Annotated in this window: 22 protein-coding genes and 1 tRNA gene; 14 read left to right on the top strand and 9 right to left on the bottom strand. The window is 65.3% G+C overall.

Annotation, left to right across the window (positions count from 1 at the left end):
• The first annotated feature begins 390 nt into the window (after positions 1-390).
• Positions 391-466: transfer RNA gene (locus tag C8K14_RS20770), tRNA-Val, on the top strand.
• Between the two features lie 36 nt (positions 467-502).
• On the opposite strand, the gene C8K14_RS20765 is transcribed toward C8K14_RS20770, so the two are convergent.
• The 6 genes from C8K14_RS20765 to hisD all read right to left on the bottom strand — a co-directional run bounded on the left by C8K14_RS20765 (position 503) and on the right by hisD (position 6,743).
• On the bottom strand, positions 503-1,831 hold the full coding sequence (locus C8K14_RS20765) for a glycoside hydrolase family 1 protein (RefSeq protein WP_107718877.1): 1,329 nt from the start codon (positions 1,829-1,831) through the stop codon (positions 503-505).
• The gene (locus C8K14_RS20760; protein ID WP_233251177.1) at positions 1,831-2,829 is read right to left on the bottom strand and encodes an alpha/beta hydrolase; all 999 of its coding nucleotides are present in this window, start codon (positions 2,827-2,829) and stop codon (positions 1,831-1,833) included. Before C8K14_RS20760 ends, C8K14_RS20765 begins: the two co-directional genes overlap by 1 nt.
• A gap of 203 nt (positions 2,830-3,032) precedes the next feature.
• Positions 3,033-3,440 carry a VOC family protein gene (locus C8K14_RS20755; RefSeq protein ID WP_107718875.1) on the bottom strand — a complete coding sequence of 136 codons (408 nt, stop codon included), beginning with the start codon at positions 3,438-3,440 and terminating at the stop codon, positions 3,033-3,035.
• Positions 3,441-3,465: 25 nt separating this feature from the next.
• Positions 3,466-4,617, bottom strand: a complete 1,152-nt coding sequence (locus C8K14_RS20750; RefSeq protein ID WP_022677466.1) for an alpha/beta hydrolase — start codon at positions 4,615-4,617, stop codon at positions 3,466-3,468.
• Between the two features lie 21 nt (positions 4,618-4,638).
• Positions 4,639-5,415 (bottom strand): SDR family NAD(P)-dependent oxidoreductase, encoded by a 777-nt coding sequence (locus C8K14_RS20745; protein WP_062788104.1) that lies wholly within the window; start codon positions 5,413-5,415, stop codon positions 4,639-4,641.
• Positions 5,412-6,743: a histidinol dehydrogenase gene (gene hisD / locus C8K14_RS20740; protein ID WP_107718881.1), complete on the bottom strand. Its 1,332-nt coding sequence runs from the start codon at positions 6,741-6,743 to the stop codon at positions 5,412-5,414. The genes C8K14_RS20745 and hisD overlap by 4 nt, the downstream gene beginning before the upstream one ends.
• 159 nt (positions 6,744-6,902) lie before the next feature.
• Here hisD and C8K14_RS20735 point away from each other — a divergent pair, with 159 nt between their 5' ends.
• From C8K14_RS20735 to C8K14_RS20720, 4 genes are read left to right on the top strand one after another with little or no spacing between them, the layout of a single operon-like run.
• Entirely contained in the window at positions 6,903-7,847 is a 945-nt protein-coding gene (locus C8K14_RS20735) for a fumarylacetoacetate hydrolase family protein (protein ID WP_107718873.1), read from the top strand.
• Positions 7,840-8,499, top strand: a complete 660-nt coding sequence (locus C8K14_RS20730; protein WP_107718872.1) for an EthD domain-containing protein — start codon at positions 7,840-7,842, stop codon at positions 8,497-8,499. The genes C8K14_RS20735 and C8K14_RS20730 overlap by 8 nt, the downstream gene beginning before the upstream one ends.
• A gap of 19 nt (positions 8,500-8,518) precedes the next feature.
• Positions 8,519-9,028, top strand: a complete 510-nt coding sequence (locus C8K14_RS20725) for a cupin domain-containing protein (protein WP_022675237.1) — start codon at positions 8,519-8,521, stop codon at positions 9,026-9,028.
• A gap of 4 nt (positions 9,029-9,032) precedes the next feature.
• The gene (locus C8K14_RS20720; RefSeq protein ID WP_107718870.1) at positions 9,033-9,788 is read left to right on the top strand and encodes an SDR family NAD(P)-dependent oxidoreductase; all 756 of its coding nucleotides are present in this window, start codon (positions 9,033-9,035) and stop codon (positions 9,786-9,788) included.
• 38 nt (positions 9,789-9,826) lie between these two features.
• Here the strand turns inward: C8K14_RS20720 and C8K14_RS20715 are convergent, their stop codons facing one another.
• Positions 9,827-10,621, bottom strand: a complete 795-nt coding sequence (locus C8K14_RS20715; RefSeq protein WP_107718868.1) for an SDR family NAD(P)-dependent oxidoreductase — start codon at positions 10,619-10,621, stop codon at positions 9,827-9,829.
• A gap of 240 nt (positions 10,622-10,861) precedes the next feature.
• On the opposite strand from C8K14_RS20715, the gene C8K14_RS20710 reads away from it, so the two are divergent.
• On the top strand, positions 10,862-12,019 hold the full coding sequence (locus tag C8K14_RS20710) for an MFS transporter (protein WP_233251175.1): 1,158 nt from the start codon (positions 10,862-10,864) through the stop codon (positions 12,017-12,019).
• 17 nt (positions 12,020-12,036) lie between these two features.
• On the opposite strand, the gene C8K14_RS20705 is transcribed toward C8K14_RS20710, so the two are convergent.
• The gene (locus tag C8K14_RS20705) at positions 12,037-13,176 is read right to left on the bottom strand and encodes an FAD-dependent monooxygenase (protein WP_233251174.1); all 1,140 of its coding nucleotides are present in this window, start codon (positions 13,174-13,176) and stop codon (positions 12,037-12,039) included.
• A gap of 149 nt (positions 13,177-13,325) precedes the next feature.
• On the opposite strand from C8K14_RS20705, the gene C8K14_RS20700 reads away from it, so the two are divergent.
• From C8K14_RS20700 to C8K14_RS20690, 3 genes are read left to right on the top strand one after another with little or no spacing between them, the layout of a single operon-like run.
• Positions 13,326-15,806 (top strand): TonB-dependent receptor, encoded by a 2,481-nt coding sequence (locus tag C8K14_RS20700; RefSeq protein ID WP_107718864.1) that lies wholly within the window; start codon positions 13,326-13,328, stop codon positions 15,804-15,806.
• Positions 15,807-15,819: 13 nt separating this feature from the next.
• Complete coding sequence (locus C8K14_RS20695) at positions 15,820-16,737, top strand: NAD-dependent epimerase/dehydratase family protein (protein WP_022675231.1); 918 nt, start codon at positions 15,820-15,822, stop codon at positions 16,735-16,737.
• An 18-nt stretch (positions 16,738-16,755) separates the two neighbouring features.
• Positions 16,756-17,757: a LysR family transcriptional regulator gene (locus C8K14_RS20690; protein WP_107718879.1), complete on the top strand. Its 1,002-nt coding sequence runs from the start codon at positions 16,756-16,758 to the stop codon at positions 17,755-17,757.
• Between the two features lie 6 nt (positions 17,758-17,763).
• Here the strand turns inward: C8K14_RS20690 and C8K14_RS20685 are convergent, their stop codons facing one another.
• Positions 17,764-18,189 (bottom strand): helix-turn-helix domain-containing protein, encoded by a 426-nt coding sequence (locus C8K14_RS20685; RefSeq protein ID WP_107718863.1) that lies wholly within the window; start codon positions 18,187-18,189, stop codon positions 17,764-17,766.
• 104 nt (positions 18,190-18,293) lie between these two features.
• Here C8K14_RS20685 and C8K14_RS20680 point away from each other — a divergent pair, with 104 nt between their 5' ends.
• The 5 genes from C8K14_RS20680 (at position 18,294) to C8K14_RS20660 (ending at position 22,651) form a co-directional block, all read left to right on the top strand.
• Complete coding sequence (locus C8K14_RS20680; RefSeq protein WP_107718861.1) at positions 18,294-19,106, top strand: SDR family NAD(P)-dependent oxidoreductase; 813 nt, start codon at positions 18,294-18,296, stop codon at positions 19,104-19,106.
• Positions 19,103-20,692, top strand: a complete 1,590-nt coding sequence (locus tag C8K14_RS20675) for an NAD(P)/FAD-dependent oxidoreductase (RefSeq protein WP_107718859.1) — start codon at positions 19,103-19,105, stop codon at positions 20,690-20,692. The genes C8K14_RS20680 and C8K14_RS20675 overlap by 4 nt, the downstream gene beginning before the upstream one ends.
• A complete protein-coding gene (locus C8K14_RS20670) occupies positions 20,689-20,937 on the top strand; it encodes a hypothetical protein (RefSeq protein ID WP_022675226.1) in 249 nt (82 codons plus the stop codon). The genes C8K14_RS20675 and C8K14_RS20670 overlap by 4 nt, the downstream gene beginning before the upstream one ends.
• Positions 20,938-21,035: 98 nt before the next feature.
• On the top strand, positions 21,036-22,139 hold the full coding sequence (locus C8K14_RS20665; RefSeq protein WP_107718857.1) for a VOC family protein: 1,104 nt from the start codon (positions 21,036-21,038) through the stop codon (positions 22,137-22,139).
• A gap of 95 nt (positions 22,140-22,234) precedes the next feature.
• Positions 22,235-22,651, top strand: coding sequence for a DUF2946 family protein (locus tag C8K14_RS20660; RefSeq protein WP_107718855.1), 417 nt, complete (start codon positions 22,235-22,237; stop codon positions 22,649-22,651).
• Positions 22,652-22,717: the final 66 nt, after the last annotated feature.

Here is a 22,717-nt window from a genome sequence, read left to right as displayed (position 1 = left end):
GTTATGTCATTGAAGTTATTGTATATAAATTACATGGAATATTCCTTTATATAGAGGTTACCAGATAACCGCCGTGTTGCCCTCTGTGTTGCCGAAAAAATGGCTGATTTCTGCCAATGTAACCGAGATAACCGACTTGCGAACCCTACCCGGAAAAGCTGGAAATCGACCCTAAGGGCCCAAGCTTTTGCGCAAATCCTGCCATCGAGAGGACGCCACCGGAGATGGGTGATGCTTTGCGAAATTATGCGCGCAGTGCGGCGGCAGATCCGGTCGGGACTATGTCGGGACTCTAGGTGCCGATCTGTTCCGCTTGGTTCCGCTCTGTTCCGTTGGAAGGGTGGTTGACGTGCCCGCAGAATGCCGTAAATGCGCGGCTTCCCCGCATGGGGGCGGTTAGCTCAGTTGGTAGAGCATCTCGTTTACACCGAGAGGGTCGGCGGTTCGAGCCCGTCACCGCCCACCAGGACCACGCTCCAGAGCGTCCCCCAGATATCGGCAATTACAGGCTGTTCCGTCGGGCGATGGCGCCTAGCACGGCAGCGCTCGGCTTGGCGGTGCGAGCGAAAGTGGCTGGGTCGACGCTGTGCAAGCCGAAGCGGTGGGCGTAGCCGAAACCCCATTCGAAATTGTCGAGCAGCGACCAGTGCATATAACCGCGGACCGGGACGCCATCGTCGATAGCGCGCTTGAGTTCGGCCAGCGCGGCGGGGATCAGCCATTGGCGCAGAGAATCGTCGGTGGTGTTGACGCCGTGCTCGGTCACATAGACCGGCAGCTTGGTTGCTTCCCAGGCATAGCGCACCGCGCCGGCCAGTGATCCCGCCCAGACCTCGGCGCCGGTGAAATTCTTGCGCGCGTCGGCCGGTGGGGGGACCACGCCACGGTCGTTCCAGACTTTGCGTTCGTAGTTCTGCACCCCGATAAAGTCGCAGGTCTGGGCGGCCAGGCGCAGCCATTCGCCATAGTAGCGTTCGCGCATGCGATCGCGCAGCGAATGGCGCCCGATCGCCTGGTCGTCGATGATGGCGAGGCTGACGCCGACCGGCAGGTCGGGCCGCACGCTCTTGATGGCGGCCACGCCGCGGCGATGGGCCTCCATCATGTGGGCGCGGTAGGTGGCCGGCTCTTCCACCCAGATCGCCACGCCGGGTGCATACCGCGCCACGCCCAGTTGGCGGGCGGCGGCCTCCTGCATGGCCTTGTCGCCAGCAACCAGCTGGGCGGGCAGCAATTCGCCCAGCAAGCCGGCCAGGTTGGGCTCGTTCAAGGTCAAGGCCAGCTCGATGCCGGCGCCAAGATGGCGCACTGCCCGATCGCAGAAGCGGGCAAACAGCATGACCGATTCCGGGTTGCCCCAACCGCCCTGCGCGGCGAACCAGCGCGGCGTGGTGAAATGATTGAAGGTAACGACCGGCTTGATCCCGCGTGCGCGGCACCCGGCGATCATCGCCTTGTAGTGATCGAGCATGGCATTGGAGAAATGCCCTTTGTCAGGCTCGATCCGGGCCCATTCCAGGCTGAAGCGATAGGTGTTGAGGCCAAGGCCCTTTACCAGGTCGAGATCCACCGGCCACAGCTCCAGACTGTTGGCAGCATCACCCGATCGATCAGCGAACATGGTGTTGGGCAGATTCTCGATCACCCACAGGTCGGCATTGAGGTTGTTGCCTTCCACCTGGTGCGCGGCGGTCGAGGCGCCCCAAAGGAAGCCGGATGGGAAAGCCGGGCTGCGCGGTGCGCCCTGCGCCGCCCGGGCCAGCACCGGCGTGCCGGCGACAGCGCCGAGTGCCATGGCCGAAGCGAGCAGGCTGCGACGATCGGTTTGCATCACTTGTCTCCTCGTTCGGCCAGCAGGCCTTGGGTGCGCATCCAGCGGAGCATCAGGTCCAGCCAGCCCTCTTCCGGCGATCCGGCCGCTGCGGCGGCAAAGCCATGGCCGCCTTTCGAGAAGAGGTGGAACTCGATCGATCGCCCCGCAGCGCGATAGCTTTCCAGCAACGGCAGGCCCTGTTGCCGGGCGAGCAGGAAGTCATCGGCGGCAATCGCCACGAACATCGGTGGTGCATCGGCCGGGACCTGCATCGGCCCCATGTTGGGATAGATCGGCGCGGCGAAATCGGGCTTGTCGGCACCGCCGTGCTCGATCACGCTACGGGTGAGGAAGCCGCCTGCTGAAAAGCCCATGAAACCGACGCGCTTTGCATCGATGCCAAGTTCAGCCGCATGCCCGCGCACATAACGCAGTGCGGCCAGGCCATCGGCCAGCGCTGCTGGTGGCGTATCGGCAGGCGGTGCGAGAACACTGGGCTGCCCTGCAATCATCTTGTCGAGTTCGGCGACGAACACTTTCTGGTCTGGCGGCGTCGGCAATGTCCGGTACTTGAGAACAAATGCCGTGACTCCGTGGCTGGCGAACCAGCGGGCGATCAGCCAGCCCTCCTTGTCCATTTCGAGCCCGAGGAACGCGCCGCCTGGGGCAATGATGACGGCCGCGCGCGTGCGTGGCTCTGCCGGGCGAAACAGGGTCAGCGTTGCCCGGGTGACATTGCGCACCGCCAGCCTGCCGCCGTCGCTCTTGTGCCAGACCTCGCGGTCGACGCGTTCCGCCGTGGGCAGCAGCACTGTGTCGGGTTGGGCGGGGGCCGCCACGGCTTCGGTGGAAATCCCGGACTGCGCAACAGCGGGGCCGGCAGGCAGGAGTGCTGCCACCGCCAGCAAAGCCGAGGTGGCCGCCATGCCACGCGCACGCCATTGTATGGCGGCGCGGCGCGCAGCCGGCAGAGGTACGATACCATAGCGCGATACGCTGAAGCGGAAGCCTGCCACGTCATCTCTCCATTCGCCGCCGGTCGCAGCCCGTTATCGAGCGGCGATCAGTAAGGTCGCATGGAGTGAGGGTCAACCCGATTTAATCACTGATTAACAGCGGTGACGCGCGTGGCCGCTTGCGTAAAATTGCCGATATTCCTTGCCCTGCAGCCTGCGCTTGGCGACGTTTGCTTTCCCAGCGCGGGCCTGCGGCACGTCCGTCAGGCTTCGGGCTCTTCCACGAACTCGATCAGGTTGCCGGCGCAATCGCGGATGAAACATCCTTTGCCAAAGCTTTCGCGCACGACAAAGGCGATGTCGGCGCCTTTTTGCTCCATCTCCGCCAGGAACGCGTCGAGGTCTGGCACCTGAAACGCCGCGTGCTTGTTGCCGTGGGTCTTCACATCGCGCGGCGGGTGGCGCCGGTCTTCGGGCAGGGGTGCCGCGCCTTCCACCTCGAAGATTTCAAAGCGCAGCGGGCCTTTGCGCACCATCGCGGTGTGGCTGCGCGCGGCTTCGATGTAGAAGCGCTTTTCGAGGGTGAAGCCCAGCACCCGGTGATACCAGGCGATCGCGGCATCCAGATCGGGCACCGAGACCCCGGCGTGGTGAAAGACGAAGTCGGCCATCAGCGCGCTGCTGCTCTGGCTGCCATCACCCCATCTCCGCAAACGTCTGTGCGCACCAATCGGCGATGTAGTCGCGCATCCCCGTGCCGTTGTCCGCGCCGCAGTGCTCCACCTCGAAGTCAGCCTTGGTGAACACCCGCAGCGTGCGCTTCGGGCTGTTGACCGCCTGGTCATAGCTGCGCTGGGCGTTGAAGGCGGGAATCTGGCGGTCGTTTTCGCCATGGGTGACGAGGAATGGCACCCGGATCTTTTCCACCTGCCCGTCAAGGGTGATGCTGTCGGCATAGTTCAGGAAGGCATCCCGGTCGTCGATCCCGAACACCCACATGACGTGGTCCCAGTAGTGGGGCACCGGGTTCTCGCCCTCGTTGGCCACGCGCTCGCGCTGGCGCTGGCCCCACACGTGGTTTGCCCCCATGACCGCGCACAGGGCATAGCGCGGATCATTGGCGGCGATGCGCGGGGCGTGATAGCCGCCGAACGACAGCCCGAAAATGCCGATGCGATCGTGGATCACGTCGCTGCGTGTCAGCAGGTAGTCCAGTGCCGGGCTGCCCCAGCGCTCCGCGTCATAGACCGCCGGCAGGCCCCGTTTGCGGATCGCCTCGCCGGTGCCGGGCTGGTCGACGAACAGAGTGTTCATCCCGCGCTCCAGGTTCACTGCGGCGTGGCCGGCCATGGCCACCTGTTCCTTCATCGAATCGAGCCCGTTGACCGACACCAGCGTGGGCCGCGGCGTGCCCGAGCCATCGTGGTAGAACAGCGCGGTATAGCTTGATCCCTCGTAGGGAATCTCGACCTTTTCGACATGCTGCCCGCGCAGCCGGGCGCCCTTCAGATAGAGTTCGAGGCCCTTGTCGTAGGCCGCCCAGCGCGGGGCATAGTCACGGCTCTGCAGTCGCTCTGCCCCCAGGTAATAGCCCGATGCCCGCAGATACTTGGTTCCGGCGGACAGCAGGAAGCCTTCCGCTTCGTCGGCTTGCGCATTGCGCGTCACCTGGTCTGCCACCGCGATCCAGCTGTCGAACAGTTGTGCCGATCCGGCATCGGCGCCGGCCTTGGCGGCCTCGCGCACCGGGCGGCATACCTCGTCCAGTTCGCCATGGTTGCCGCCGGCGATCAGCGCCAGGTTGATCCCCAGGTTCCAGATGTAGTTTCCGGGAAACGGCTCGAACATGTGCAAATTCCTTGTGAAAAATCAGTCTGCGGTCCAGCCGCCGTCGACCACCAGGCTGGTCCCGGTCATCAGCGCGCTGGCGTCACCCGCCAGGAACAGCACCGCGCCCATCAGGTCTTCCACCGTGCCCAGCCGCCCCAGCTTGATCTTGCCCAGCACGCTCGCCTTGAAGCTTTCGTCGGCAAAGAACGGGCGCGTCATCGGGGTTTCGATGAACGTGGGGGCGATGGTGTTGCTGCGGATGCCGTGGGGGGCAAGGTCCAGCGCAAAGGCCTTGTTCATGCCTTCCAGCGCCCACTTGCTCGCGCAGTAGAGGCTGCGGTTGGGTCCACCGACATGGCCCATCTGGCTGCCGATGTGGATCAGGCTGCCGCGCACGCCCTGGGCGATCATCGCCTGTACGCAGGCCTGCGCCACGAAGAACGCCGCCTTCACGTTGAGATCCATCACCGCATCGTAATCGGCTTCGCCCACTTGCCACATCGGCATGGGGCGATTGGTTCCGGCGTTGTTGACCAGCACGTGAAAGGCCGGGCGGTCGGCAAAGAATGCTGCAACCGCCGCATGGTCGGCCACGTCGAGGACCACGGCCTCGGCAGCCCCACCGGCATCGCGGATGGCCGCTGCGGCTGCCGCGATCTCGTCGGCGCTGCGTGCCGCCAGCGTGACCGTCGCGCCTGCATCGGCAAGCGCTGCGGCCATTGCCAGGCCGATCCCGCGGCCCGCGCCGGTAACCAGCGCGCGCCGCCCGTCCAGCCGGAACGATGGCGTGGTCGGCAACACCGGCCGCTCCGTCATGCCCGCGTCAGCTCGCTGGGGGCGGCTTGCCCGGCATAGGGCACGTTGCGCCCGCCATAACGGCGCACCCGCACGTTGGCCTGCTCGCCATGCCCGGCAAAGCCTTCCAGTGCGCACAGCCGGCTGCAATATTCGCCTACCAGTGCCGATGCCTCGTCGGTCAGCACCTTTTGGTAGGTGCAGGTCTTGAGGAACTTGCCCACCCACAGGCCGCCGGTATAGCGCGCGGCCTTGCGCGTCGGCAGGGTGTGGTTGGTGCCGATCACCTTGTCACCGAACGAGACGTTGGTGCGCGGGCCCAGGAACAGCGCGCCATAGTTGGTCATGTTGTTCAGGAAGTAATCGGGATCGGCGGTCATCACCTGCACATGCTCGCTGGCGATGTCGTCGGCGATGCGCACCATCTCCTCGTAACTTTCCGCCACGATCACTTCGCCATAGGTTTCCCACGCCTTGCGTGCGTGGTCGGCGGTGGGCAGGATCTGCAGCAGCCGCTCGATCTCTGCCATCGTCTCGCGCGCCAGCTTCTCTGAATTGGTCAGCAGGACGCCGGGGCTGTCGGGCCCGTGTTCGACCTGGCCAAGGATATCGGTGGCGGCCAGTTCGGCATCGCAGCCCACCTCGTCGGCGATGATCAGCGTCTCGGTCGGCCCGGCGAAGAGATCGATGCCGACGCGGCCGAACAGCTGGCGCTTGGCTTCGGCGACAAATGCATTGCCGGGGCCCACCAGGATATCGACCGGGTCGATGCTCTGCGTGCCGATGGCCATGGCGCCGATCGCCTGGATGCCGCCCAGCGCATAGATCGCGTCGGCCCCGGCCAGTGCCTGTGCTGCCACGATATGCCGCGCTGCCTTGCCCTGGAAAGGCGGGGCGCAGGTGACAACGCGCTTCACGCCGGCCACCTTGGCGGTGATCACCGACATGTGCGCCGAGGCGAGCAGCGGATACTTGCCGCCCGGAACATAGCAGCCGGCGGCGTTGATCGGCACGTTCCTGTGGCCCAGCACCACGCCGGGCATGGTTTCCACTTCCACGTCCTTCATGGACTCGCGCTGTACCTGGGCAAAGTTGCGCACCTGGGTCTGCGCAAACTCGATATCCTTGCGCTCCTGCGCGGTCAGGCTGTCCACCGCGGCGTCGATTTCGGCCTGGCTCAGGCGGTAATCGTCGCGGTCCCATCCGTCGAAGCGAATGCTCATCTCGCGCACGGCCGCGTCGCCACGGGCTTCGATCGCGGCGAGCGCCGCTTCCACCGTATCGCGCACCTTGCGGTCCGCGTCCGCCTTGGCTTCCGCCGTCGCACCGCGCTTGAGGTAAATCGCCACCAAACTCTCCATGTCGGCTTGTCTTTGCAGTGCCCTGCCAGCCGCCTTGGGGCCGAACCATCGCATAGTTTCGATGCGAAGCTATCGATGAGATGCCGTTGTGCGTGGCCCGCCTCCCGCATAGTCGTTGCGAAACGAGAACTTGGAGAGACACGATCGATGCGCCTTGCCACCTTGCAGGATGGAACGCCGGATGGACGGCTCGTGGTCGTATCGCCAGATGGCCGGTCCCACGCGCCCGCGCCGGTGGGCACCTTGCAGGCCGCGCTGGAACGGTGGACCGACGTTGCGCCGCAACTCGCGGCGATCACCACTTTTTCTGAGCCGCTCGATCCGGCGCAGGTGCTCGCGCCCCTGCCGCGCGCCTGGCAATGGCTCGACGGCTCGGCGTTCCAGTCCCATGGCGATCTGATGGATGCCGTGCTCGGCATTACGCCGATCAAGACCGGCGCGCCGCTGATGTACCAGGGCACGTCGGATCGCTTCTACGCCCCGCTCAGCGAGGTGAAGTTCCCCGACGAGGCGCTCGGCATCGATTTCGAGGGCGAATTCGGCGTAGTCGTCGATGCCGTGCCCATGGGCACATCTGCCGCCGAGGCGATGAACCACATCCGGCTTGTCGTGCAGGTCAACGATTGGTCGCTGCGCACGCTCGCCGGGCCAGAAATGAAGACCGGGTTCGGCTGGGTCCAGGCCAAGCCCCCGTGCGGCATGGCGCCTTATGCCGTCACGCCCGATGAACTGGGCGATGCCTGGCGCGACGGGCGCGTCTGTCTCGATCTTCGCGTGGACTGGAACGGCCAACGGTTTGGCGCGGCCAATGGCGAGCCGATGGGCCACGGCTTCCACGAACTCGTCGCCCATGCGGCGCGCACGCGCGATCTGGTGGCGGGCACGATCATCGGCTCGGGCACCGTGTCCAACCCCAACTTCCGCGAGATCGGTTCTTCCTGCATTGCCGAGCGGCGCGGCATCGAAATGCTCGATCTTGGCGAAGCCAAGACGGCATTCATGCGCTTTGGCGACAGCGTGCGCATGGAAGCAGTCGATGCGGCCGGCCGCGCGCCGTTCGGCGTGCTGAACCAGACCGTGGTCCGTGGCTGACGCCGCTCCCGCCGGCCCGGTCAAGCTGGTCATCCTGCCGCGCACGCGGCTGGGGCTTGGCCGCGCGGGGTTGCGCCGTCATCTCGAAACCGTGCACGGCCCGATGGTGGTGGGTGAGCCCGCGGTGTCGGGCGGTTTCACCGGCTATGTCCACCACTATGCGCAAGACCTTGCGGGCCTGCCGCTGCTCGATGATCACGATGCGGTCACCGTGATCCGCTTTGCCGAACCCGCCGCCATGGCCGCGTCCAAGGCAAGCGAAGCCTATCGTCTGCGCGTTGGGCCCGATGAAGACAACTTCCGCGAACGGGATGGCTCGATCGCGCTTTTCGCTGCCGAACGCGTCGTGGCGCCCGGCGCTGATGATGCGCTGCCCAAGCTTCTGGTATTTCGTGCGGCGCGCGGCGTGGATATCGAGCGGTGGGCCTTGGCCCTGGCGGCGATCGCCGCGCGGGACGACGTCCACGGCGTGGTCACCAATCTGGCCCGGGTCGTCGAAGGCGATTTTCCGTTCACCCAGTTCGATGAAATCGGCCTTGCCGCCGGGGCCGATCCCACCGTGATTGCCGGCGTTCTTGCCGATCTGGCGGAGCCGGTGCTGGCCCCTGCGGCAACGCGCCACCTGCTGGTTGAACCCGTCCGTTTCATCTGATCAACTACGGAACATGCCCATGAACTCGCCAATCTCCGATTCCGGTCTTCCCCCTGTACAGCGCGTTGTTACCGGCCATGATGCCAATGGCCGGGCGGTGTTCAAGTCAGAGGACGTGTCGCCTACCAAGCTGATCCCTTCGGGCGATGGGGCGTTCCTGCTGGTGTGGACCACGGCGACGGTGCCGGCCGACAACAATGACGAAACCGATGGTCGCCATCGTCCGGCGGGCCTCACGCTCAACGGCGGCTCGGTCATCCGCATCGTCGACATGCTGCCGGGCAAGGAAAGCCCGATGCACCGCACCAACTCGATCGACTATGGCATCGTGCTGGAGGGTGAGATCGAGCTGGAACTGGACGACGGCGCTAAGCGCACGATCGGCCAGGGCGGCATCATCGTTCAGCGCGGCACCAATCACCTGTGGCGCAACACCACCGACAAGCCCTGCCGCATTGCCTTCATCCTGATCGAGGCCCCGGCCTATCTCCACAACGGCCAGCCGCTGCCCGAAGACAAGCCGGACTGAGGCCATGTTCGATCTGTCGGGCAAGTGCGCGATCGTCACCGGCTCTACCCGGGGCATCGGCCTGGCGATCGCGCAGGCGCTGATCGCGCTAGGGGCGCAGGTCGTCATCTCCAGCGAAAGCGCGGCCGACACGGCCCGCGTTGCTGCCGATCTTGGCATGCCCGGCATGGCTTGCGATGTTACCGACGATGCCGCGCAGGCGGCGCTGGTCGATTTCGCGATGGCCCGATGCGGGCGGCTCGACATTCTGGTGTGCAATGCCGGGATCACCGGCCGCCCCGGCACCTTTGCCGATCTGGCCATGGATGATTACGCCCAGGTCATGGCGATCAACCTGCGCAGCCAGGTCGTGTTGTGCAACCTGGCGCTGCCGCATATTGCCGCGGCGCCAGGCGGCGCTGGTGCAGCGGTGCTGGTCGCCAGCCTTGCCGGCTTGCGCGGCAATGGGCGGATCAATGCCTATGCCCTGGCCAAGGCGGGGGTGGCGCAGCTGGCGCGCAACCTGGCGGTGGAATGGGGGCCGCGCGGTGTGCGCGTCAACGCCGTATCGCCTGGCTTTGTCGCCACCGAACTGTCGCAGCCCTTGCTCGACAACGCCGATTTCATGGCCCGCCGCATGGCCATGACGCCGCTGCGCCGCCCCGGCACTCCGGCAGAGATCGCCGGCGCGGTTGCCTTCCTTGCCAGCCCCGCTGCCGGGTTCGTCACCGGCCACAATCTCGTCGCCGATGGCGGCACCCTGATCAGCGACGGCAGCTGACACCGCGCGATCTGCCGGGAAAGGTCAGCCGCGCTGCTTCACCACGCGGTCGAGCCGGCGTCCACGCGGAAATCCGCCCCGGTGATATAGCCTGCCTCTTCCGAACACAGGAACGTCGCCGTCCAGGCGATATCCTCGGGCTGGCCGATGCGCTTGATCATCATCTTTTCCAGCGCAAACGCTTCGAACCCGGGATCTGATGCCATGTGCCGCGCGGTTTGCTGGGTCAGGATCAGGCCGGGCGAGATCGTGTTGGCGCGGATGCCATGGGGCGCGCCTTCCATCGCCAACTGGCGCGTCATCGCCATCACGCCGCCCTTGCCCGCGCAGTGCGCCAGCGCCGGGGAGCCGTTGAGCGCCACGTGCGCATTGGCCGAGGCGAAATTGACGATCGCCGCGCGTCCGCTCGCCTTCAGCCAGGGCCAGGCCGCGTGCGTGCAGAGAAACACGATGTCGAGTTCGCCGCGCAAGGTATGCTGCCACTGCGCATAGGTCATCGTGTCGATCCAGTTGAACACGGCCATCGCTGCTGCCGGTACCAGCGCATCGATCCGCCCCGTCTCGCTGCCTATCGTCGTGATCGCCTGCTGCACCGCTGCCTCGTCCAGCAGGTCTATCGGCCAGGCCCGTACGGCCCCGCCGGTTTCCTCGGCCAGCGCGCCAATGCCTGCCGCATCGATATCCAGCGCGTGCACGGTTGCCCCTTGCGCCGCAAACATCCGCGCGATCCCGCGTCCGATGCCGGCGCCCGCGCCGGTCACCACGGCCACGCGCCCTGCCAACCGCCGCTGTCCGCGGGCCAGATCCGAAAAGAGCGTTTCGGCAAGGGTCATGGTCGTTTTCCTCTCCATCGCAGGTGTGGCCCTGCCGTTGTCCGATCCTAGCATCCCCTGTTCCGCGCATGGATTTCGCTTTTTGGATGCATTGCCATCGGTCCTGTCGCGCCTATCGACAAGACCGATCGATTGCGCCCTGCGCTATCAATTGGACGCGCTCTGCGCTGCCGGGAATGGTCTCGGGCTCATAAGCCAGGAAAGAGCATGCACGTGGAGAGACAACAGCAAGCCGGTACGATGACGGGAATATCCCTGCTGTTGCCGATTACCCTCACGACCATGGCGGTGGTTCTGCTCGCGCCGGTCCTGCCGCGCCTCATGGCGGAATATGCCCATGTTCCGGGCCACGATTATCTCGTGCCCATGGTCCTGACCCTGCCGTCGCTGTGCGTCGCCTTGTTGTGCCCGGTCGCAGGGCTGCTGGGCGATCGCTTTGGCCGGCGTCGCCTGCTGCTGATGGCGTTCGTGCTCTATGCGGTGGTCGGCATGGCGCCGCTGGTCTTGACCAGCCTCTGGGCCATTCTCGCCTCGCGCGTTGCGGTCGGGATCGCCGAAGCGCTGATCTACGTGCTCTCGACCACCATGATCGGCGATTACTTTACCGGCCCGGCGCGCGATCGCTGGCTGGCCGGGCAAACCGCCTTTGCCTCGGTCTCTGCCTTGCTGTTCTTCAATCTTGGCGGCGTGCTCGGCGATTTCGGCTGGCGCACCTCGTTCTGGGTCTATGGCGCGGCGCTGATCATGTTCGCCATGGTCTGGCGCTATACCTGGGATACCGAGCCCGCTGCCGCTACGCCCAAGGCATCTTCCGCGCCGGCGGCGGCGTCCAGCCCCTGGGGCCGCCTCGCGGTCATCGTGGCGATTACCATCTATGGCTCGGTGTTCTTTTACACCGTGCAGATCCAGGCTTCGTCGGGTCTGGTCCAGCTTGGCCTTGTCAGCGCCGCGCGCATCGGCCTGTTCACCTCGCTCGCCAGCCTGGGCGTGCCGCTGGGCACGTTCGTCTACACGCGTATCGCGGGGCAGGGGCCGCTGCGCCTGCTCTGTGCCGAATTTGCGCTGATCGCAGCAGGCTTTGCCATCATGGGGCATAGCACGAGCGTGCCGATGTTCCTGGCGGGTTGCTTCGTCAACCAGGTCGGTGGGGGCATGCTGCTGCCCACGCTGCTGGTCTGGTCGATCAGCCTGCTGCCCTATGAGGTGCGGGCGCGGGGCACGGGCGTGTGGCAATCGTCCTTTGCGCTGGGCCAATGGCTCAGCCCACTGGTGGTGACGGCCCTGTCGCTGCACTGGGGTGGATTGATGCCGGCCTTTGCCGTGCTTGGCCACGCGGCCCTGGCCGGGCTGGGCGTTGCCGTGGCGGCGCTCGTGGTGTCACGCCGCGCCGCCACCTGACTTTCTACGCTTCGGGATCAGTAGGGCGCGTTCAGCCGGTGCAGCGCGCCTTCCAGCATCTTGGCGTGGATTTGCGGGTCACCGTTTTCCAGTTGCAACTGGCCCACGGCTACGCTGGTCTCGATCACGTCGCGGCAACGGTCAAAGCGCCGTTCCTGATAGGCGCGCAGCCCGCTGGCCACGTCCGGCGTCCGCGCCAGCTCTTCGGCCAGCACGATGCCGCTTTCCACCGCCATCCCGGCGCCTGATGCCAAGTGCGGCGTGGTCGCGTGCACGGCATCGCCCACCAGCACGATCCGCCCGTTGAACCAGTCGCGCGGCTGCAGCACGGCGGCGAGCGGGCGATAGTTGATCCAGTCCTCGCGCGTCATCGTGTCGCGGATCCACCCGGCATTGCCGCCGAAGTCGCGCAGCAGGTCCTTGAGCGTGACGAACAGCTCTTCCTCGTCCATGTGCTGCTCGCGCTCCACATGCGGGGTAAGCATCCACAAATAGATCTTGTCGGGCGCGCAGGGGGTGATCCCCGCCGGATTGGCATGGCCCAGAAAGAACTCGCTGGCGTTGAGCCCCGGCGGCTTGGCGATCGAGATGCGCCAGCATCCCTGGCCGGTCGGCTGTGCCGGGCCCATGTGCGGAAAGGCGATGCTGCGCACGCCCGAAGCGACGCTGTCTGCCCCCACTACCAGGTCATAGCGGCCTTCCGTTCCGTTGGAAAAGCGCACGTCGATCCCATCGTCGCGGTTCTCCAGCGCGGACACGGTCAGGCCCAGCTGGACCGGGATCTGCAGTTCGGTAACCCGGCGCTGCATGATGTGGTGCAGGATCGGCCGCATGATCCCGCCGGTTGCGGGCAGGCCTTCCTCGATTACCGGCTCTTCCAGGTCGAGGATGTGGTGGCCGTCATAGCGGAACAGGCGCGTCTTGCTGGTGATGGCGCCCTGCTGCTTGATCTGTTCGAGCAGGCCAAGCTGGCGGTACGCGCGCAGGGTGGGGCCGGTGATGGTGATCCCGGCGCCATAGACCCGCCATTCCGGGTCGAGATCGATCAAGTCGACCTTCACTCCCCGCTCGGCCAGGCTGATCGCCGTTGCCATGCCGCCGATACCGCCGCCAACGACAAGCGCCGTTGCGATGCTGCTGATTGTCTCCCGGTTCATAGGGGGCATGACCTAACGAAGCGGGCACACGGTACAAATCCGAACTGTGGATAGGGATCTATCGATTCAATCGGTGAGATATTTGCCGCGGGCAGGGCTAACCGCAAGATCAAGCAATTCAAGCGCCACATTTACGGGGAGGAAAAACCATGCGCACCCTTCTGCTCGCCACGAGCGCCCTGGCCATTGTCGCCACGCCGGCATTCGCGGCCGAAACGCCCGCCCAGGACCAGCCTGCAACGGCCACGGCCACGGCGACCGCCGCAGCTCCGGCGGACAATGGCGGGATCGGCGAAATCATCGTCACCGCCCAGCGCCGCGAGGAATCGCTGCAAAAGGCTGGGCTCGCGATCGATGCCGTCACCGGCAACGATCTGGCCCAGCGCGGCATCACCTCGTCGGCCGACATCACCAAGGCGGTGCCCTCGCTTTCGATCCCGCAGCCCGGCGGCAATATCGCCTCGATCTTCATTCGCGGCGTCGGCAACATCACCACCAGCAGCTACAACGATCCGGCGGTCACCCCCAGCTATGATGGCGTGGTGCTCGGCCGCGGCGGCGGCGTGTTCGGCGCGGCGTTCTATGACTTGCAGCGCGTGGAAGTGCTCAAGGGGCCGCAGGGCATCCTCTATGGTCGCAACGCGACCGGCGGCGCGGTCAACATCATTCCGGCCCATCCCGAAATCGGCCGCAATTCGATGGGCTTCAACATCTCTGCTGGCAATTACAATGCCGTGGATGCCGATGCCCACGTCAACCTGGCCACCAGCGCCAATTCCGCGTTGCGCGTAAGCGGAGCCTATTCCACCCACGATGGCTACAACCGCGATGGCACCGACGATGCCAAGCGCGGCTCGCTGCGCGCGCAGTTCCTGGTCGAGCCGAGCAGCGACCTGTCGGTGCGCATCGGCGCCGATTACACCCACCTGGGCGGCCGTGGCGCGGGCGGCAGCTATATCGGCGGGTATATTCCTGGCCCCACGGGCTATAGCTTCTTCCCCGCCAACCTGGATTCGAGCGAGGGTTTCAACACCCCTGCCGCCAACGCTTTCCGTGCGCAGAACATCGGCGCGCCGGCTTTCGGCTTCCTCAGCGCAATGAACCAGGATCAGCGGCAGGACAGCACCTATTGGGGCGTCAATGCCGAAATCAACTGGAAGACTGGCATCGGCAAGCTGACGGTGATCCCGGCCTATCGCGAAAGCAGCGACAATTCCTTCTTCTATGGTCCGGCTTTCAACGTGGCCCACACCGTCGAAAAGGTGAAGCAGACCAGCCTGGAAGCCCGCCTTTCCGGCAAGACCGGGATGCTCGACTATGTGCTGGGCGCCTACTACTTCAATGAAAAGATCAAGGCCAACGACGAGTATAACCAGGAATTCGTGCTGCCGATGGTGGATTATCGCCACAAGACCGACAGCTATGCCGCGTTTGGCCAGTTGACCGCCCACGTGTCCGACCGGTTCCGGTTGATCGGCGGCGCGCGCTATACCCACGACAAGAAGTCGATCGATGGGTTGATCAACAACTTTATCACGTTCTGCGGCGGGCCGCCCCCCGCGTTGATCACGCCGCCGGCCTCGTTCGGCGCTGGCTGCGCCACGCCGGGCAACATGCCCTATTATCCCAATTTCCTGAACACCGGCGACACGATCAACTGGCTCAAGTCGAACGGCTGGATCGCTGGCAACAGCACCAACCAGCCCGGCTATCAGGTATTTCCGCTGGTCAATGGCGTCGGCGCCATTCTCAAGACCTACAACCCCGTCGTCGATAGCAGGACCTATTCGCGCGTAACGTGGAAGGCCTCGGCCGAATTCGATGTCACGCCCACCAGCCTGCTCTACGCCACAGCGGAATCCGGTTATCGCGCCGGCGGCCTGCAGATGACCGAGAGCAAGACCTCGTATCTGCCCGAGTTCATCACCGCCTACACCATCGGATCAAAGAACCGGTTCTTTGACAATCACGTCCAGCTCAATCTCGAGGGCTTCCTGTGGAAGTACCGCGACCAGCAGATCACCTATTTCACCGTTGACACCAGCGGCACCCTGATCAGCTCGAACGAGAACGCCGGTCGTTCCACGATCAAGGGCTTCGACGCCGATCTCGTGGTCAAGCCCACCCGTGGCACCACGCTCAGCGCCAAGGTCCAGTACCTCGATACCAAGTACAACGACCTCCACCTCTATACCGCCTCGCCGCGTGACAACATCGGTTGCCCGTTCACCTATACCGGGGCCGTCGCTGGCGGTGCGCCGGTCAAGGACTTCAATTGCTCGGGCAATCCGCTGCTGTTCAGCCCGAAGTGGACGGTCAACCTCGGCGCCGAACAGGTGGTGCCGCTCAACGCCGATGTCGAACTGGTGGCCAACGTCAACACTGCCTGGCGCGACAGCCAGTGGGGCGCTTTCGAATATCTCGATTTCGAGCGCATTCCCGCCTACTGGACGACCGACGCGTCGCTGACGGTGCGCGCCGCCAACGGAAGCCTGGCGCTTACCGGCTTTGTTCGCAACATCGAGAACAAGCGCCGCGACCTTGCGCCGCAGGCCTCGCCGCTCGGCATGGCCGTCGGGCACTTTTCCGCCCCGCGGACCTGGGGCCTGCGTCTTTCCGGCAATTTCTAAGGAGCGTTTCGCAATGCATATCGTGGTGACGGGCGCTGGCGGTTTTGTCGGTCGGGCATTGGTCGGCAGGCTGGTCGGCGCCGGCCACGAGGTTACCGGGCTCGATACCATGCCCGCCGATCTGCCCGCGCCGGCGCGGCTGATCGTGGGGGACATGGGCGATGCTGCCGTGCGGGGGGCGGCACTGGCGCAGGGGTGCGATGCGCTGGTCCACCTCGCCACGGTGCCCGGCGGCGCGGCAGAAGCCGATCCTGCGCTGTCGCGGCGCATCAACGTCGATGCGATGTATGACCTGCTGCTCGAGGCGGCCGCGCTCAATCCCGGCCTGCGCGTGGTCTATGCCAGTTCGATCGCGGTGTTCGGCGATCCGTTCCCGGCACAGGTGGACGATGGTACCCCGCTCAGCCCCAAGATGATCTACGGCGGGCACAAGGCGATGATGGAGCATGCCGTCGCGATGTTTTCCAACCGCGGCCTGATCGATGGCGTCACCGTTCGCCTGTCGGGCATTCTGGCCCGTCCCAAGGGACCGTCAGGATTGAAATCGGCCTTCATTTCCAACCTGTTCCATGCGCTAAAGGCCGGCGAGCGCTTTGTCTGCCCGGTCTCGGCCGAGGGAACGATCTGGGCGCAATCGGTGACGCGCTGCGTCGACAACCTGGTCCATGCCCTCAACCTCGACAGTGGGCTGATGCCGAACACCCGCGCGGTGACGCTTCCGGCATTGCGCGTTGCCATGGGCGATCTGGCCGGGGAAATCGCCCGTCAGTGCGGGGTGGCGGCCGATCTGGTCAGTTACCAGCCCGATCCATCGCTCGAAGCAGCCTTTGCCGCGCAGCCCCCGCTGACCACGGCAGCGGCGGACCGCGCCGGTTTTGCACACGATGGCGATGCTGCTACACTCGTCTCCAACGCCCTCGCAATGATCTGAGGGGCGAGGGAGATGGCGATGCGCTACGGAAGGCTCGATCTCAACCTGCTCGTGGCGCTCGACGTGCTGTTGACCGAACGCAGCGTCAGCCTGGCGGCCGATCGGCTGTGCCTGTCGCAATCCGCCACCTCCAGCGCGCTGGGCCGCCTGCGCGAGTACTTCGAGGACGAACTGCTGGTGGTGAAGGGCAGGGCGATGATCCTCACTGCGCGGGCGGAAGAACTGATCGAGCCGGTGCGCGCCGTGCTCGAACAGATCCGCACCACCGTGGCGGTCGCGCCGCCGTTCGATCCTGCCACTGCCGACCGCACCATCCGCATGATGGCCTCGGACTATTCCACCGAAGTGCTGCTCACCCGCGTGCTGGCCGATCTCGAAAAGGATGCGCCGCATCTGCGTTTCGAGATCCAGCCGATGAACGATAGCCCGATCGAAGCGATCGAGCGCGGACACATCGACCTGTTGCTTACCATCGATATCGCGATCTCGGCCGATCATCCCAGCCAGGTCCTGTTCGAAGACGATTACGTCGTGGTGGGCGATGCCGCCAATCCGGCCATGGCGCAGCCGATGACGCGTGACCTGTATCTCGATTTGGGCCACGTCACGCCCCGTTTCGGCAAGTCGCGGGTTTCCGCGTTCGAGGATTGGTTCATGCGGCGCCAGAAGCAGCAGCGGCGGGTAGAGGTCATCGCGCCCTCGTTCCTGTCGTTGCCCGGCCTTATCCTCGGCACCAAGCGCATCGCCACCATGCACCGCCGCATGGCGGAAATCGTCGTCGGCGCGATGCCCCTGGTCATGCGCGAAGTTCCGTTCGACATCCCGCCGATCCGCGAAGCGATCCAGTGGAACATCGCCAACAACAACGACCGCGCCTTGCGCTGGGTGGTCGAACGCCTCCAGGCGGCCGCGGGTGCGAAGGCAGATGTGGCGGACAATGTCGTGCCACTGCCCAGCGCTGCCAAGATCGCTCTTGATGAAATCGAAGTGCAATACCGGATGAACCATCCCCAGCACTGATGCAGGCTAACTGTCTGCGGCGTCGAACCTTTCGCGCGCCAACCGGATATTGTCCGCGCGGGTGTTGATCCAGTCGATCAGGGTGCGCGCCTGGCCGTGGAGGTCGCGGCCCAGCGGCGTGAGGCGATAGCTCACTTTCGGCGGGACCGAGCCGGTAATCGTGCGCGCCACAAAGCCGTCACGCTCCAGCGTGCGCAGCTTCAGGGTCAGCACGCGCTGCGATATCGCCTGCTCGGCTGACAGCTGGCCCAGCGTTCGGCGCAGGTCGGCATGGCGCCATTCGCCCGTTTCCAAGACCAGCAGGATCAGCGTGGACCAGCGGTCGCCCAGCAAGCCCATCACTTCGCGCGCGGGGTCATCGCGATGCTTGCCATGCGCGGTCATCTCGGCGGCCAGCCGCGCGATGGCCTGGTGCAATGGCGCGCTGTCCAACTCGGCCTCCCCCGCCTGTCATGGGGCACAAAAAAGTGCCGTCTTCCGCTTTGTCACCATCACCATAAAACGGCCTGACACAACCGAACAGGGAGAGAATGCGCATGACCGCAGATGCGATTGCGATGGACGGCAAGGTTGCCATCATCACCGGCGGGGCTGGCGGAATCGGCGAGGCGACTGCCCGCCTGCTGATCGCGCGCGGCGCCCGCGTGGCGCTGGCCGACATTGCCGTTGCGCGCGCCACCGCGCTCGCCGCGCAATTGCCCGGTGCCATTGCGGTGCCGCTCGACCTGGCCGACGAAGCATCGATCCAGGCGATGGTCGGGCAGGTTGTCGCCCACTTTGGCCGGCTCGATGTGCTGCACAACAATGCCGCGCTGCTGGGGCCCGAGGTTGCGCGCAACGATGGCGACGTGGAACGCATGGACACAGACTTGTGGGACCGCACTTATGCGGTCAACGTGCGCGGCACCATGATGGCCTGCCGCGCCGCGCTGCCCGCGCTGCGCGAAAGCCGCGGCTGCATCGTCAACACCGTCAGCAACCTGGCGCTGCAGGGCCATCTCATCCAGGCGGCCTATTCCAGCAGCAAGGCGGCCGTGATCCAGCTGACCCGCGCCATTGCTGCCAGCCATGGCCGCGCCGGCGTGCGCTGCAACGCGGTGGCGCCTGGCATGACAATGACGCCGGCGCTGCGCGAGGCGTTTCCCCCGGCCCTGCGCCAACTGGTAGAGGACGAAACCCTGCGCGATCGCCTTGGCGAGCCAGAGGATATTGCCGAGTCCGTGGCCTTCCTCGCCAGCGAGGCTGCGCGCAACATTACCGGCCAGGTGCTGGTCTGCGATGGCGGCAGCGCATCGCATGTCCCCGGGCTTGCCGGGTTCCGCGCCTTTCTGGGGGAGGAGCCGGCATGAGCCAGCATGACATCGTCGTGATGGGGGCGGGGCACAACGGCCTCGTCGCCGCGGCCTACATGGCCAAGGCCGGCAAGAAGGTCCTCGTGCTCGAACGCAAGCCGCACTACGGCGGCGGCGTGTCCACGCGGGAATTGCTGCACCCCGGCTTCTGGCACGACGAACATTCCAACGTGCACATCATGATCCAGGGCAACCCCATGCTGCGCGAAGACGAGCTGGGTCTGCTCGCGAAGTTCGGGCTCGAATATATCTATCCCGATCTCGTCCACGTCTCGATCTGGGAAGACGGCACCGTGATCCGGTCCTACAAGGATCTCGATCGCACCTGCGAGGAACTCGCCCGCGTCGCCGGTGAAAAGGACGCCGAAGCCTATCGCCGCTTTGTCGGCATGAGCAGCACGGCACTGCCCATGCTGATGAGCGGGATGTATGCCCCGCCGTTTCCGCTCGGCGCGTTCGTGGCGATGATGGATCAGTCGGACGAAGGCCGCTTCCTGCTCGATCTCATGCAGCGCAGCGCGCTCGATATCGTCGATCATTACTTTGATAGCGAATTGCTCAAGCTGCACATCGTGCGCATGGTCACCGAAAACCTGCAGATGCCCGATGAGCTCGGCACCGGCATGGGCGCTTTCGTCATGCCCGGCATCGTCCACAGCTTCGGCTGTTCGATGCCGAAAGGCGGCTCGGGCCAGCTCAGCCACGCCCTGGTGCGCGCCATCGAGCATTTTGGCGGCGAAGTGCGCTGCAACGCCGAGGTGCGTCGCGTGATCGTCTCGGCCGGCAGGGCCACCGGGCTCGAACTGCGCAACGGCGAATGCGTGATGGCCCGCGATGGCGTGATCGGCGCGATCCACCCGCATGTCCTGCGCACGTTCGTGGCAGAAGCGCCCGAGCCGGTCTTGCAGCGCGCCGAACGCGTTACCCAGTCCACCTTCTCGATCAACCTCACGCACCTGACGCTGAAGGAACGCCTGCAACTGCGCGTTGGCAATGATTGCAACGCGATGATGACCGAGCTGATGGACTTCTACACCGTGCGCGACATGCAGCTGGAATACGACAAGCTGCGCCGTGGCGAGGTGAGCGCGCGCCTGATCGCGGGCGGTGACAACACTATCTTCGATCCCAGCCGCGCGCCGGCCGGGGCCGGGGTGTTCTATGGCGTCAACTTCGCGCCGTATGACCTGCACCCCGGCGGCCCGCAATCGTGGGACACCTGCAAGGACGAGGTGGCCGACCGCGCACTGGCGCAATACCGCAAGTTCTACGCCAACCTGAGCGATGACAACATCACCGGCCGCCTCGTGCGCTCGCCGCTCGACCACGAGCGTGACAGCCCCGCGAGCTTCGTGCGCGGGGATATCCACGGCTGCGCGCCGTTCTTCTACCAATCCGCCGGCCACCGCCCCACGCCTGACTTGGGCGCGCTGCGCGTGCCGGAGGTGGAGGGCCTCTACCTCGTCGGCCCGTTCATGCACCCCGGCGGCGGCGTGTTCGGGGCCGGGCGCGCCACGGCGATCCAGATGATGGATGACCTGGGAATGGACTACGACCGGATTTGCGGAAGGGCCGTGCAATGACCAACTTGCCGAACAAGGGCGCGGCCAAGGCGCGCGTCGCCCGGATTCTTGACGCCAATGACAAGGAACTCATGGCCATCCGCAAGATCGAGGCGGATGGCAACACCCTGGTGATCCGCGGCAAGATCTTCGGCGCGATGCCGATGGTTGCCCGGCTCACCCCGGCCGAAGCCCGTGCCGCGCTGCGCCTGCTCGATCTCAGGACGGTGCTGTTCCTGCTCACCCTGCTGTTCCGCCGCAACTGATCCATCCGTGCGGTGAATAGCTTGGTTGCCGAAACATCGGTTTCCGTGCCGCAGCTATCCACGGCATGAAGGCCAGTGACAGATTCTGCGGAGACCCCATGCCGATCGCATCCAGCCCCCTTTCGTCCACATCCGCCATCCTTGGCGTTGAAAGCGTCATCTTCGGCGTGGCCGATCTTGCCGAACACACCCGCTTCTGGGCAGATTTCGGCCTGCCGCTCGAAAGCACGGGCGAGCATGAAAGCGTTTTCCGCCTGCAATCGGGCAGCCGCGTGATCGTGGTGCGCCATGGCGATCCGCGCCTGCCTGTGCCCGATCCGTTTGCTGGTGACGGCATCAAGGAAACCGTCTGGGGTGTCGATACGGCTGAAAACCTTGAACGCATCGCTGCCAGCCTCGCGACCGAGGTTGCCGTGACCCGCGATGCCGATGGCACCGTGCATTGCGTCTGCCCCGATGGCCAGCCGATCGCGCTGCGTGTCTGGGCCAAGCGCGCCGTCGTGTCGGAAGCGAGCCCGGTCAATACGCCGTCGAGCTGGCCGCGCTTCAACCAGCACCGCATCTGGCGCAAGCGCGCCATTCCCAAGACGATCAACCACGTCGTCTTTTTCTCGCCCGACTATGTCGGCAGCTTCGAATTCTACGAACGCCACCTCGGCTTCCGCTATGTCGATCACTCCAAGGGCACCGGCATCTTCGCCCGCGCCGGCGGCACGTTCGAGCATCACTCGATCTTCTGGGTGAACTGCGACCTGCCGATCGCGCCGGACCATTTCAAGTTCATGCACATCGCCTTTGGCTGCGATGATATCGACGAGGTCATGCTCGGCGCCAACATCATGGACAACCGCGGCTGGAAGAACACCACGATGAACACCGGCGGCGGCATCTCGCGCCACCGCATCTCCTCGGCGATCTATTACTATTGCGAAATGCCTGGCCACGCCGGCGAGGCCGAATACCACGCCGACACCGATTATCTCGACGATGCCTGGGTGCCGCGCGCGTGGGACTTCAAGTTCGGTTCGCTGCTGTGGGCGGCCAATGCCCCGGCGATCTTCCGCGGCGACAACATCCCCTGGGACATGGCCTTCGATGCCGACCGCAAGAGCTTTGACGCCTATCGCCGCGCCAAGCCCGGCAAGCAGCCGATCGAGGGCGACCTGGCCAACCTGACGGCAGACGACGAACACGCGATCTGACGGTGCAGGCAGGCGGCCGCAATGCCGCCTGCCATTGCGGCGCGACATTTTGTCCTGATGACAATGCCCATGCGCCCGCTTATGCCGCGTGTCGCATGATTGCTCTTCGCGCCTTTCTGTTTCGGCATTCCGCGCTGGCCCTGTGGCTGGTCGCGCTGTCGTTGGCGATGAAGGCGCTGGTTCCGGCTGGCTACATGCCCGGCAGCCAGACGCGCAGCTTTACCATCCAGCTCTGTTCCGAAGGGATCGACGGACGCCATGACCTGGTGCGCCAGGTGGTGGTGCCGGTGAAGGATGGCGCGGAAAAGGGCGGTGCCAGCCATGCCAAGGCGCAGGGCACCTGTCCCTATGGCGCGCTTGGCCATGCCGTGCTGGGCGGGGCCGATCCCGTGCTGCTGGCCGCGGCGCTGGCCTTCATTCTTGCCCTGGGCTTTGCCGCCACCCCCGTGCCTGCGCCGCGCCGGCGCGCGCATGCCTGGCCGCCACTGCGCGGCCCACCCCTGATCGCCTGATTCACGCACGCTGCCCGCTGCCGGGCGGCATCATCAGGTTCAGGCCGGCCACTGGCGCCGGACAGG

Source organism: Novosphingobium sp. GV079, assembly GCF_003058045.1.
Classification (GTDB): domain Bacteria; phylum Pseudomonadota; class Alphaproteobacteria; order Sphingomonadales; family Sphingomonadaceae; genus Novosphingobium; species Novosphingobium capsulatum.
The sequence above is the reverse complement of the archived record's forward strand: the minus strand, read 5'-3'. Positions and strand labels throughout refer to the sequence as shown.